Here is a 12,781-nt window from a genome sequence, read left to right as displayed (position 1 = left end):
CCCCTTGGATTCGTTGACTTCCCCGTGACGTGGCGGCACAAATCGGCCCAACATCATGTCATTGGGGGAGTTTTCCATGAAGAAAATCTATGACAATGCCGATGAGGCGCTCGATGGGGTGATATCGGACGGCATGCTGATCGCTGCGGGCGGCTTTGGGCTGTGCGGTATCCCGGAAATGCTGCTTGAAGCAATCAAGGCCTCAGGCGCGAAGGATCTGACATTTGCCTCGAATAACGCAGGTGTGGATGATTTTGGCATCGGCATCCTGCTGCAGACTAAGCAGGTCAAAAAGATGATCAGCTCTTACGTCGGGGAAAACGCCGAATTCATGCGCCAGTATCTCAGTGGAGAACTGGAGCTGGAATTCAATCCACAAGGCACACTGGCCGAGCGGATGCGGGCCGGTGGCGCTGGCATCCCCGGGTTTTACACCAAGACGGGCGTGGGAACGGTGATCGCTGAAGGCAAAGAGCACAAGGACTTCAACGGCGAGACCTATATCATGGAGGAAGGCATCTTTGCCGACCTCGCGATCGTAAAGGCGTGGAAAGCCGATGACACCGGGAACCTCGTGTTCCGCAAGACCGCCCGCAACTTCAACGTGCCCGCTGCAACCTGCGGCAAGATTTGTGTGGCTGAGGTTGAAGAAATCGTCCCGCGCGGTTCACTTGACCCGGATTCGATACACCTGCCCGGCATCTATGTGCATCGCATTATCCAAGGCAGCCACGAAAAGCGCATCGAACAGCGCACCACCCGCAAGAAGGAGGACGCATAATGCCCTGGGATCGCAATCAGATGGCCGCACGTGCGGCAGAAGAGCTGGAAGACGGCATGTATGTGAACCTCGGCATCGGTATTCCGACGCTGGTAGCGAACTATGTAGGGGACAAGGACATCACCCTACAGTCCGAAAACGGTATGCTGGGCATGGGGCCTTTCCCGTTTGAGGGCGAGGAAGACGCTGACCTGATCAACGCAGGCAAGCAGACGATTACCGAACTGTCCCGTACCTCTTACTTCGATAGCGCGACCTCGTTCGCCATGATCCGAGGCGGTAAGATCGCTGCTGCGATTTTGGGTGCGATGGAAGTGGACGAGAAAGGAGACCTCGCCAACTGGATGATCCCCGGCAAGCTGGTCAAAGGTATGGGCGGTGCGATGGATCTGGTCGCTGGCGTTGGTCGCGTGATTGTAGTGATGGATCACACCAACAAGCATGGTGATTCAAAAGTGCTGAAGGAATGCACGCTGCCTCTGACTGGCCAGGGCGTTGTGGATCGCATCATCACCAATCTGGGTGTTCTGGATGTCGTCGAAGGTGGCCTGAAGATCGTCGAACTGGCCGACGGCGTCAGCGAGGACGAGATGCGAGGAGCGACTCAGGCAACAATCGTAGATTGACCTCAGGCCAATGATTCATAAGGCCCGCTGCGACGCGGGCCTTTTTTAGTTCGAAGTCTGAAAAATGCAGGGGTCCGAAACGAACTGCGGTGTTGTTGTACAAAGAGCACTCGCGACCTGAAACGCGGCCAGAACCTTGGGCACGTAGTCTCTGGTCTCGGCATAAGGTGGCACACCACTATGCTTGCGCACGGCCCCTTCGCCGGCATTGTAACCTGCCAGTACGAGAATCGGGTCATTGTCGAACTCGTTCATGAGCCAATGCAGGTATTTGACCCCACCTTCGATATTCTGTTCAGGTTTCAGGCTGTCCTCTACCCCAAAACGTTCGGCGGTAGCTGGCATCAATTGCATCAAGCCCTGCGCCCCGGCAGAACTGACAGCCTGTGTGCGGCCCGCAGATTCTACCGAGATAACGGCTAGGACAAGTGCGGGTGAGACATTCGTCCCTACGGTCGAACGTAGAATATCCACCCCTCGCTTTTCTGCGATGTCTTGCAAGGTCTGCAGACGCGGCGCCGCGACACCCGTGGCAGTAAGCGCTTGAACGGCCTCTCTCAGCCTACCTGCGCTGGCCTGCGCCAGATCGGGGGATACCCGGCTCCAGAATGCTTTATAAGAGCCAACTGGCTTGGTCGCTCCCGCAATCTTCTGAGGAACCGATGGGGGCGGCTTTGCGATAGCGGCAATCTCAGGCACGTCCAGCTTGGCGCCAGTGCTGGGGGCTGATGGTGATGCTGCATGTTGTTCGGGCGTGATCTGAATCGTCACGCGCGGACGTGTCCCCGGTTTCGGGGCCTTTATGCGCTTATAGACGCCGCGCGGCTCGGTTTCGGTTGCAGTGACAGGAATCGCACCCGCCATCAGAAACACCGCTGCACCGGCGCATATTACTGCGTCCCGGAAATACATTTGCCTGCCTCGATTTCTTATCTTTTGAAGCATTTTGAACATCATAACGGCCCGCAACACCAGAAAAACCAAGCGAATTGGGGCAATTTCGCCTCAATTGCCGCCATTTTGCATCGCCCACGCAACGGAAGTACAAAAAAGGTGTGATTTTTTTTATTTATTTCCAATTAGTTACTAAATTCACCAACAAAAAATTAAGCTTTGAGCAAAAAAATATTGGTTTGGCCCAATTCCTGCCACGCACAGGGGTCAAACATATATCCATACCGAGACGATCGGGAGCGGACTGAGAGAGAAAGCTCTGAAAGACGCCGAGGTTAATTAATTTTTGATCCTTTAGGAGGGACATAACATGATCAAGTTCATCAAGAACTTCCGCAAAGACGAAGACGGCGCCGTAACTGTAGACTGGGTCGTTCTGACCGCAGCTGTTGTTGGCCTGGCAGCCGTTGCTTACAACCAGATCCACAATGGTGCCAGCAGCCTGGCAGGCAACATCGATGACGCTCTGGGTTCGGTAACTGTGACAGTTCCGGATACCGAATAATCTGATATCGGTCTAGCATAACGACTTGGGGCCATGTCTTTACTCAAAGGCGTGGCCCCTTTGTTTTTAGAAGAGAGCGACCCGGTATAGTCCAATGTTAAAAAGAGTACATAGTTTCCGAACCGATGAGACCGGCGCGATAACCGTAGACTGGGTGGTTTTAACTGCTGCAATCGCAGGTCTCGCCGCAATAATCTACTTCATCCTGAGCCAAGGACTTCTAACAGCGGGACAGCCGATCGCAAATGTAGAAGTAGAAGAGATGGTCTTTGAGTAGCGCGGGCCCGTTCCCATTTACTAGCGAAACGGCAACCCTGCGAATAAGCGTATTTTCTGTCAAAAATTACCGGGATTGTCCGCTTTTTCGACACAATTGAAAAATATCTTGGATCCTGAATCGATGTGACTTCAAGAGTCGCGGTCTACGGAAAATAAAGAGGGACAAATGCGAGCTGTTTTTGGACTTGTTCTTATCATCGGGGTCGCGTTGGCCGGTGGTGCTGTCTATATGGCACGCGAATACATCACGGACAATCAGGCCAAACTTGCTCAGGAACGCAAGTTGCGCGAAGAGGCGCTTGCCAATGCGCAGGCGGGCATTGTCCCGACAGTAGGCGTTTTGGTTTCGAATCGCTCCTTCAAATACGGCGAACGTTTGAACCAGGAAGATATCCGCGTCGTTCAGTGGCCAGAGGATGCGATTCCCGAGGGTGCCTTCGTGGACATGACAGCCCTATTCCCGGAAATCAAAAACAATGAACGATTCGTTCTCCGCGCGATGGAGAAAGACGAAGCGATTATGGAAGTCAAAGTCACCAATCCAGGCGAGACTGCGGGCCTCAGATCACAATTGCCCAAGGGAATGCGCGCATTTGCGATAAGCGTTGATGTGGCATCTGGCGTATCAGGCTTCTTGCGCCCAGGCGATACGGTGGATGTGTATTGGACCGGCTCATTGCGTGGCACCAGTGATTCTGGCCGCGGTGAGATTACTCGTTTGGTACTGACGAACATCGAATTGGTCGCTGTTGATCAATCGGCGGGACTGGATGTAACCGGCACAACCATTGCTCGCACGGTCACAGTTGCAGCGACGCCACAACAGATCGCCGCTTTGGCGCAGGCTCAGAACACGGGTCGCATGTCGCTGGCACTGGTTGGCGCTCAAGATGACAAGGTGGCAGAGGTGGTTGAAGTCGATCAGCAGTCTTTGCTTGGCATTGAAGAGAGGGCCCCGGCCCCCGTCGCGGCTCCGGAGAAGGTCTGCACAATCCGCACCCGTCGTGGCGGCGAGACGGTAGAGACCCCAATTCCCTGCACAAACTAACTAAGTTTCAGACCTTTACGAGACAAAGACCGCGCATTTTGCGCGGTCTCTTTCTTTGTGTTGTTGCGCATAATCCACATAAGGAACTTTCCAGAAACCATTGATTATTGCAATAAATCTGGTTCTGTCGCAGGGTTTCATAGCATAGGGCATAAGACCCAAAAAAAATCGAGTGGTGATCGGAGAGGCAGGTCACATGACAATACGTTCCTGGATCAGCGCAACCCTGCTGGGGTTGTCGCTAGTTGTGAGCCCAATCGGCGATGCCGCTTGGGCCCAAAATCTTCGCGTGGTTAAAAAGGGTACAGCGGAAACGCTGGATGTCCCCGTAAATCGCGCAATCGTGGTGGAAAGCGAACAACCGTTCGCAGACATCAGCATTGCCAATGCAGGCATAGCGGATATTTCGACCCTGTCGGACCGCACTATCTATGTTCTCGGTCGGGCACCGGGTACAACCACCCTGACAATGTTCGACGGCGCGGGTAATCTGATTACCAACGTGCGTGTGCGTGTTTCCCCTGATGTTTCGGAATTCAAAGAACGCTTGCGTCAGATTCTTCCCAGTGAGCGAATCGAGGTTCGGACCGCCAATGATGGGATCGTCTTGTCGGGAACAGTTTCCAGCAGTGCCAAACTGGCGCGTGCGCTTGAGTTGGCAGAACGGTATGCCCCTGAACGTGTATCGAACCTGATGAATGTCGGTGGCGTGCAGCAGGTCATGCTGAAAGTGCGCTTTGCGGAAATGAACCGCTCTGTAGCCAAAAACTTGTCGGCATCGTTGGGCTTTGGCGGTGGCGACACCACTGCGGGCTTCAATTCCTTGAATAACCAGGGCGCACTGAACAACGCACTGGCGAACAACATCCCGTTTGTTCAGACAAATTCCGGTGCCATTCTCTTCGGTTTCGGCGCGGGGTCGACACAGGTTAGACTGCTTTTGGAAGCCCTTGAAACCAAGGGTTTGGTTCGCAGCTTGGCAGAACCGAATCTTTCTGCACTGTCTGGCCAAGAGGCGGAGTTCCTTGCCGGTGGTGAGGTGCCAATCCCAGTACCCCAAGGCGACGGTGTTGTTGCGATCGAGTATCGTCAGTTTGGCGTACAGCTCCTGTTTGTTCCGCGCGTCGTCGATGGCAACCTGATCAACCTGGAACTGGGTGCATCAGTATCGAGCATCGACCAGAGTGCGAACTTCACGATTAACGGCGACAATGTTCCCAGCTTCATCACGCGTCAAACACGGACAACCATCGAGTTGCGCGACGGTGAGAGCTTTGCCATTGCAGGCCTAATCCAGGATGATTTCACGGATCTGAACAGCCAGGTTCCCTGGCTTGGCGATGTGCCTGTATTGGGCGCGTTGTTCAGGAGCGCTCAGTATCAGCGTGAGCAGAGTGAATTGATCATCATCATTACCGCGCATCTGGTGTCGCCCACTCGTGGCGAGGCGCTTGCCCTGCCGACCGATCGTGTGAAACCGCCCAGCGAGTTCGATCTGTTCGTAAACGGCAAGATCTCTCGGACTGAACGCGCCGGAAATGGTGCAGCCTCTGAAGTTGCCAATCAGGATTTTGGCACCTCTTACGGCTACGTGCTGGACTGATAGAGAGGATAGAACCAATGGAAAAGTGGATCATCACACTGGGTCTTTCGGTTGCTGTCGCCGGTTGTACACGCGAGGCCGGGTACGAAATCGATCAGGGCACGTTTGGTAACGCTACACTGAACAACATTCAGGTCATGAATGGTGAGTTGACGTATGGCCAAATCCTCGCGCGGCGTTTCGCTGCCGAGGTGCCAACACAGATCAACTTTGCATTCGATAGCGCGCAATTGGACGCTTCGGCGCAACGAATCCTGTTGCAGCAGGCGGCCTGGATCAAACAGTTCCCCGAGGCGCGGTTCCGTGTCTATGGGCACACGGATGCCGTTGGCTCTGAGGCATATAACAAGCGATTGGGCCAGCGCCGCGCCAATGCCGCCGTTGCATTCCTAACACGACAAGGAATATCGCGCTCACGGTTGGAAGCCGTTGTTTCCTTTGGTAAATCCAGGCCGTTGGTTGCCACCCAAGATCGGGATCGACGCAATCGACGGACAGTGACCGAGGTATCCGGCTTCTTCGACCGGCATCCAAATATTCTGGATGGAAAATATGCGGACGTGATCTATCGCGAATACATCTCAAGCGCGATCCCGATAAGCGATATCCAACGGCAAGAAGACGCCGGTGGTACCAGCGACTAATAAATAGGAAATGGGCGGCATTGTCGCCCATTTCCCTACAATTGGTTCTTTTGCGCCCAATTCTTGCCTAACTTCCAAGCCACTTTGTGAACAATTGGGTGACCTGCGGCCAAAATCGACCGCATCGGGCGACAGCATACCAGAACTGAAACTTCTCGCGTTCAAATGGTTTGCTCAGCCCTCTCGATGAGGATTGTGTTAATGACAAGCGCGACGCCGCAAGACGATAATAACGCCATTTTGGCCTGCACCATCAGCCGTGATGTCCAGAACTTCGACCTTTTGATCGAGGATATGGAAGCTGCGCTGGGCGAACGCTGGGGTGATCTTGGATTTGCCGAAGCGCTTGCGTTCTTTAGCCAACCCGAAGCCAAGACGCTTCAATTTGTAGCGCTGGCGCTGGACGGCGATGACGAAGACAACCTGACACTGATGGGTGAGATCATCACTCAGGCCAAGGAAAAAGGCATCAAAGTTGTCTTGATCGCCGAGGATGTCACCCCTGCCGCATTGCATCAGCTGCTACGCAGAGGTGCGGACGAGTTTGTCCCCTACCCGCTTCCCGAAAATGAACTTCAGGAAGCAATCGATCGTATGCAACAACCCGATCCGGTTGTGGCACCACAAGCAGCGCCTACTGCGACGAACGGCTCCTCGAAAGAAGGGGCGCTTTTTGTCGTACAGGGTCTGGCAGGTGGTGTCGGTTCTACAACCATGGCGGTCAATCTGGCATGGGAACTTGTAACGGTTTCAGCCAAAGAAGCCCCGAAAGTGTGCCTGATCGACCTGGATCTGCAATACGGCACTGTTTCGACCTATTTGGATCTGCCTCGTCATGAAGCCGTGTTCGAAATGCTCTCAGACACGGATTCGATGGACGAAGACTCCTTTGGACAAGCGCTCCAGACGTTTGAAGAGAAGCTGCAAGTTCTAACGGCACCATCTGACATGGTGCCGCTGGACATCATCACGCCTGAGGACATTCAGCGTGTGATCGACACCGCACGCGCGAATTTTGATTATGTCGTCATAGACATGCCAAAAACACTTGTTCACTGGTCAGAAACGGTTCTGCAGGCCGCCCATGTCTATTTTGCCTTGCTCGAGCTGGATATGCGCTCGGCCCAGAATGCATTGCGTCTGAAACGGGCACTGCAGGCCGAGGAATTACCCTTCAACAAACTGCGGTTTGCTATGAATCGGGCTCCGAAATTTACCGATCTCAACGGTAAAAGTCGGGTTAAACGTATGGGCGAAAGTCTGGGTATTTCCATTGATCTGCTTCTGCCCGATGGCGGCAAACCCGTCATGCAAAGCGGCGACCACGGTTTACCGCTGGCAAATTCAGCGGCCAAGAACCCACTGCGCCGGGAAATCGCCAAATTGGCTCAATCGCTTCATAGCCTTGGCAGCAGTGACGCCGAAGCCGCATAACTCAAAGGGGAGCTGCCGTGTTTTCAAGATACAAAAAACAGCCTTCGGCGCAGCCGGTTGAAACCCAGGCGTCGAAAGTCGAGGCCCCGGCAGCGGCAGCTGCGGCACCAGCTGCCAACGCAATTGCGCGCAAGCCGGTCAAGAAAAAGGCAGCAGAAGTTGTTGGAAACGACAAGGAACGCAAACGCAAGGAACGGCTGGGCGAAATCAAGCTTGAGCTGCACCGCGAGCTTCTTGAAAACCTGAACCTCGCAGCCCTTGAAAAAGCTGAAGAATCCGAGCTGCGGACAGAAATCAGCGCGATTGCCAGCGAAGTTCTGGAAGCCCGCAACATCGTTCTGAACCGTGAAGACCGCAGCCAGCTGAACAAAGAGCTTTATGACGAGGTCACCGGTCTCGGGCCGCTGGAAGCGCTGCTACAAGACGACTCGGTCAACGATATTCTGGTCAACGGCCCCCAGCAGATTTTTGTCGAACGGGCCGGTAAGCTTGAGATCAGCGACATCACGTTCAAAGACGAAAAGCACCTGATGCGGATCATCGACAAGATCGTTTCTGCCGTTGGTCGCCGTGTCGATGAATCCAACCCGTATGTTGACGCCCGCTTGGCTGATGGCTCACGTTTCAATGCGATGGTGCCGCCGATCGCGGTGGATGGTTCGCTTGTTTCCATTCGTAAGTTTAAGAAAGACAAGCTCGGCATCGACGATCTGGTCAATTTCGGTGCGTTTACCGAAGAAATGGCAGCCTATCTGCAAGCCGCCGTGTCGACTCGTCTGAATATCATTGTTTCGGGCGGTACCGGTTCCGGTAAAACGACTACGCTGAACGCGCTGTCGAGCTTTATCGACGACGCCGAGCGCATTCTGACCATTGAGGATACCGCGGAACTTCAGCTGCAGCAGACCCATGTGGGTCGGATGGAAAGCCGTCCGCCCAACGTTGAAGGCAAAGGCGAGGTCAGTCCGCGCGATTGTTTGAAAAACGCCCTGCGGATGCGCCCCGACCGCATCATCGTGGGCGAGACCCGTGGCGCCGAAGTGATCGATATGCTGCAGGCCATGAATACCGGCCACGACGGATCAATGACCACGATCCACGCCAACTCGGCCCGTGACGGTATCTCGCGTCTTGAAAACATGATCGCCATGGCGGGGATCGAAATGCCGATCAAAGCGGTCCGCAGCCAGATCTCGTCGGCTGTGAATCTGATCGTTCAGGCCAGCCGTCTGCAGGATGGTTCGCGCCGGATGACATCAATCACCGAAATTACCGGCATGGAAGGTGACGTCATCTCGATGCAGGAAATATTTAAATTTCAACGGGTTGGATTGACCCCCGACAACAAGATCATCGGTCATTTCACCGCCACAGGTGTGCGCAGCCACTATTCCGAGCGCTTCCGTCTGTGGGGCTTCGATCTGCCCGCCTCGATCTACGATCCAACCACGATGTAGGAGAACCAAGATATGCAACTGCCTGTCGAGGCGCTCATCTACATCGTGATTTTCGTCGGGGTCTTTGCCCTGGTCGAAGGTATCTATCTCGTCGCATTCGGAAAATCGATCAGCCTGAACAGCCGCGTCAATCGCAGGCTGGATATGATCGATAAGGGCGTCGGGCGCGAGCAAGTACTGGAGCAGCTGCGCAAGGAAATGCAGCAGCACATGAAGTCGCAGAGCATACCGCTCTACTCGCTATTGGCAGACAAGGCGCAGAAGGCGGCGATCGCCTTCTCTCCTCGGCAGTTGATTGTGATCATGGCACTGGTTTCAGGGCTGGCTTTTGTAGGTTTGAGCGTAGGAACAGCGACCGAACCGACGCTTCGGGCGGCTCTATCGGTCGCGATCGGGGTCGGAGCGGTGTACGCTTGGGTCAATAACAAAGCCAATAAACGTATGGCCTTGATTGAAGAACAATTGCCCGACGCGGTGGAACTGATGGTTCGGTCACTTCGTGTCGGAAACCCATTTGTTTCTTCGATCCAAATCGTTGCTAACGAGGTCGAGGACCCCCTTGCGACAGAGTTCGGTGTTATCTCGGATGAATCCGCTTATGGCCGGGATGTCGGTGAAGCACTCAAAGATATGGCAGAGCGGCTGGACATGCAGGATTTACGGTTTTTGGCCGTCGCCGTTTCGATCCAGCAGCAATCGGGGGGTAACCTTGCCGATATTTTGGCTGGATTGGCCAAGGTGATCCGCGCGCGTTTCCGACTGTTCCGCCGGGTGAACGCTATCACCGCCGAAGCCAAATGGTCAGGTAAATTCCTGTCGGGTTTCCCGGTCGCCTGTCTTCTGTTCATCATGGTTAAGGACCCGAACTACTACGACGCCGTAATCGACGATCCGCTTTTCATTCCGGCATGTTTCTTTGTCGGCATCACGCTGACCCTGAACCTGATCGTCATGCGTATCCTGACCGACATTAAGGTTTAAGAGGCCCAAAGATGGAATTTTTGAACCAGATCAATGAACTGTTGAAGCAGAACTTGGGTGAATTCGGTCCGCTGATTGTCGTGGGCGTTTTGGGATTGTTCATGATCCTGGTCACAATCCCGCTGATGCTGAACCAGCCGGAAGACCCACTAAAGAAGTTGCAGCGGTCAAATTCACCGCCAAAAAACAACAAGAAAGAAAAGAAAGAGCGTCTCAGAACAGCCAGCCGGAACGAACAGCTTGAGAAGTTCGCCAACTTTCTCGAACCAAAGAACGAAGAAGAGTATACCGCCGTTCAACTCAAGTTGAGGCAAGCCGGCTATCAGTCCAAGGACGCGGTTCGTTTCTATCACTTCGCTCAGTTCGCATTGGGCATAATCGGGATCCTGATCGGCGTCTCGCTGGTTACCGTGTTTGCGGGCGATCAGGAATTTGACTCGACACAAATCCTCATTCGCGTTCTGGGACCTGGTATTGCGGGTTACTTCGTGCCCAAATACTGGATCACGCGGCGCGTAGAGGAACGCAAGGAAGCGATCGTAAATGGTTTCCCTGATACGCTCGATCTGATGTTGGTATGCGTCGAGGCCGGGCAGTCCTTGGATCAGGCCATTGTACGGGTCGCGTCTGAGATGAAAGCATCTTACCCAGACATCGCGCTTGAGTTCGAGGTTGTCGCCTACGAAATGAAAGCCGGTAAAGAAAAGGACACCGTTTTGCGCGACTTCGCGACGCGATGCGGCGTTCAGGACGTTAGTGCGTTCGTCACCGTGATGATCCAATCAGCGACATTCGGGACATCCATTGCCGAAGCGTTGCGGGTTTATGCCGATGAAATGCGTGACAAACGCGTGATGCGCGCCGAAGAGGCAGCGAATAAGTTGCCAACCAAAATGACGCTTGCGACAATGATGTTGACCGTCCCTCCTCTGCTGGTCATCCTTGTTGGACCTTCGGCAAAAGGTATTATGGAGTTTGGAAACCGATAACGCCTTCCCGCTTCTTCGCTGGGTTGCCAAATCAGGTTGTTGGCACCTTCGTATGACAATTCCGGCCGCCATGGTTTTCACCATGGTGGCCTCTTGCACTGAAACAGGCGCGACAGACGATCCGTTTGCCCCTGGCGTCGATCCTGATGGGCCTGCGGTAGATGAGGTGACGGTCGGAAACCGATTGATGGCGGCGGGCGAATATGAGCTTGCACTTGAATCCTTCACCCGTGCCGCGTTGCAACAGGGTATGACCCCGCAAATCCTGACTTCGCTTGGGACAGCTAATTTGGGATTGCGCCGGATTGGCCAAGCTGAACCGCTATTGCGTCGTGCTGTCGAGGACGATCCCGAGTGGCCTGTGGCATGGAACAACCTGGGTGTCTTCTTGGTGGAAACGGGCGAATATGCCGAAGCCGCGCAGATGTTCCGCAGAGCCTATGCGCTGGACAATGGCGAAAGTGACGCAATCCGCGACAATCTGCGGTTAGCACTCGCAAAAATGGAAAATCCTGTTAATAATACCCCTCAAGAACAAGAATTTGAACTGGAGCAGCGCGGCAACGGGCAATTTGTTCTGCGTAAAATCCAGTAATAGAGGCAGAGCAGTAAAGGACGCACAAAAATGCGCCAACCCTTCTTGATTCCGACGATGCTGGCGTGCGGGCTGGTTTTGGCCGCCTGCGCAAAGGAAACCGAAGAGGAAAAGGTTGAACGTACTTTTCAGGAAGTGAACGTTATCGACGAGACCAACCTGAATGACGTGATGCTGAATGCGGCCGATCCCAATGAGGCGGTGACCTATTTCCAAAGTGCGGCCGCCAAGAACCCCGACCGCATCGACCTGCAACGAGGACTAGCGATCACGCTGACCCGTGCCAAGCGCAGCACTGAAGCTTCCGCCGCGTGGAAACGAGTGCTGAGCATGAAAGGGGCCAACAACGCCGACCGTGTCGAATACGCTGATGCGCAGATTCGCAGCGGCAACTGGGACGGCGCAAAGGCGACATTGGACAAGATCCCCCCTACATATGAAACCTTTAAACGGTATCGGCTTGAAGCGCTGGTGGCAGATGCCAAAAAAGACTGGAATCGCGCCGACCATTACTACGAAACCGCGGTGGGCCTGACGACCCGCCCTGCCGGAGTCATGAACAACTGGGGCTATTCCAAACTAACGCGCGGGCAATATGCGGAAGCCGAGCGGCTGTTTACCGACGCCATTAGGCAGGACAATTCTATGTTCACCGCCAAGAACAACCTTGTTCTGGCGCGCAGCGCGCAAGGCAACTACAGCGTCCCTGTTGTCCCAATGACGCAGACCGAACGGGCGAAACTGTTGAACACCATGGCCATTTCAGCCGTGAAACAGGGGAATATCAACCTGGCCAAGAACCTCTATCGCGAGGCGATTTCCACCCACCCGCAGCATTATGACGAGGCGGTCCGCTCGCTTCGGGCCCTTGAGGACGCCTGATCC

General features: G+C 54.3%; 14 protein-coding genes. 13 read left to right on the top strand and 1 reads right to left on the bottom strand.

Annotation, left to right across the window (positions count from 1 at the left end; translation table 11 throughout):
• The first annotated feature begins 76 nt into the window (after positions 1 to 76).
• Together ACR0CZ_RS16730 and ACR0CZ_RS16725 are read left to right on the top strand one after the other, a co-directional pair.
• Positions 77 to 781, top strand: a complete 705-nt coding sequence (locus tag ACR0CZ_RS16730) for a CoA transferase subunit A (RefSeq protein ID WP_170397331.1) — start codon at positions 77 to 79, stop codon at positions 779 to 781.
• Positions 781 to 1,407, top strand: a complete 627-nt coding sequence (locus ACR0CZ_RS16725; protein ID WP_170397333.1) for a 3-oxoacid CoA-transferase subunit B — start codon at positions 781 to 783, stop codon at positions 1,405 to 1,407. Before ACR0CZ_RS16730 ends, ACR0CZ_RS16725 begins: the two co-directional genes overlap by 1 nt.
• A gap of 45 nt (positions 1,408 to 1,452) precedes the next feature.
• On the opposite strand, the gene ACR0CZ_RS16720 is transcribed toward ACR0CZ_RS16725, so the two are convergent.
• On the bottom strand, positions 1,453 to 2,319 hold the full coding sequence (locus ACR0CZ_RS16720; protein WP_170397335.1) for a transglycosylase SLT domain-containing protein: 867 nt from the start codon (positions 2,317 to 2,319) through the stop codon (positions 1,453 to 1,455).
• Positions 2,320 to 2,671: 352 nt separating this feature from the next.
• On the opposite strand from ACR0CZ_RS16720, the gene ACR0CZ_RS16715 reads away from it, so the two are divergent.
• The 11 genes from ACR0CZ_RS16715 to ACR0CZ_RS16665 all read left to right on the top strand — a co-directional run bounded on the left by ACR0CZ_RS16715 (position 2,672) and on the right by ACR0CZ_RS16665 (position 12,778).
• Positions 2,672 to 2,866, top strand: coding sequence for a hypothetical protein (locus ACR0CZ_RS16715; protein WP_170397337.1), 195 nt, complete (start codon positions 2,672 to 2,674; stop codon positions 2,864 to 2,866).
• 94 nt (positions 2,867 to 2,960) lie between these two features.
• The gene (locus ACR0CZ_RS16710; RefSeq protein WP_170397339.1) at positions 2,961 to 3,143 is read left to right on the top strand and encodes a hypothetical protein; all 183 of its coding nucleotides are present in this window, start codon (positions 2,961 to 2,963) and stop codon (positions 3,141 to 3,143) included.
• Positions 3,144 to 3,311: 168 nt separating this feature from the next.
• Positions 3,312 to 4,193 (top strand): Flp pilus assembly protein CpaB, encoded by an 882-nt coding sequence (gene cpaB, locus ACR0CZ_RS16705; RefSeq protein WP_170397341.1) that lies wholly within the window; start codon positions 3,312 to 3,314, stop codon positions 4,191 to 4,193.
• A gap of 196 nt (positions 4,194 to 4,389) precedes the next feature.
• On the top strand, positions 4,390 to 5,796 hold the full coding sequence (locus ACR0CZ_RS16700; RefSeq protein WP_170397343.1) for a type II and III secretion system protein family protein: 1,407 nt from the start codon (positions 4,390 to 4,392) through the stop codon (positions 5,794 to 5,796).
• A gap of 17 nt (positions 5,797 to 5,813) precedes the next feature.
• Positions 5,814 to 6,440, top strand: coding sequence for an OmpA family protein (locus ACR0CZ_RS16695; protein WP_170397345.1), 627 nt, complete (start codon positions 5,814 to 5,816; stop codon positions 6,438 to 6,440).
• Between the two features lie 201 nt (positions 6,441 to 6,641).
• A complete protein-coding gene (locus tag ACR0CZ_RS16690) occupies positions 6,642 to 7,874 on the top strand; it encodes an AAA family ATPase (RefSeq protein WP_170397347.1) in 1,233 nt (410 codons plus the stop codon).
• Between the two features lie 17 nt (positions 7,875 to 7,891).
• Positions 7,892 to 9,331, top strand: a complete 1,440-nt coding sequence (locus ACR0CZ_RS16685; RefSeq protein WP_170397349.1) for a TadA family conjugal transfer-associated ATPase — start codon at positions 7,892 to 7,894, stop codon at positions 9,329 to 9,331.
• A 12-nt stretch (positions 9,332 to 9,343) separates the two neighbouring features.
• Positions 9,344 to 10,312: a type II secretion system F family protein gene (locus ACR0CZ_RS16680; RefSeq protein WP_170397358.1), complete on the top strand. Its 969-nt coding sequence runs from the start codon at positions 9,344 to 9,346 to the stop codon at positions 10,310 to 10,312.
• A gap of 11 nt (positions 10,313 to 10,323) precedes the next feature.
• Positions 10,324 to 11,301, top strand: a complete 978-nt coding sequence (locus tag ACR0CZ_RS16675; protein ID WP_170397360.1) for a type II secretion system F family protein — start codon at positions 10,324 to 10,326, stop codon at positions 11,299 to 11,301.
• Between the two features lie 52 nt (positions 11,302 to 11,353).
• Positions 11,354 to 11,896 (top strand): tetratricopeptide repeat protein, encoded by a 543-nt coding sequence (locus ACR0CZ_RS16670; RefSeq protein WP_480503818.1) that lies wholly within the window; start codon positions 11,354 to 11,356, stop codon positions 11,894 to 11,896.
• 30 nt (positions 11,897 to 11,926) lie between these two features.
• Entirely contained in the window at positions 11,927 to 12,778 is an 852-nt protein-coding gene (locus ACR0CZ_RS16665) for a tetratricopeptide repeat protein (RefSeq protein WP_170397362.1), read from the top strand.
• The last annotated feature ends 3 nt before the right edge of the window (positions 12,779 to 12,781 follow it).

The organism is Ruegeria sp. H9 (genome assembly GCF_056532915.1).
The sequence above is the reverse complement of the archived record's forward strand: the minus strand, read 5'-3'. Positions and strand labels throughout refer to the sequence as shown.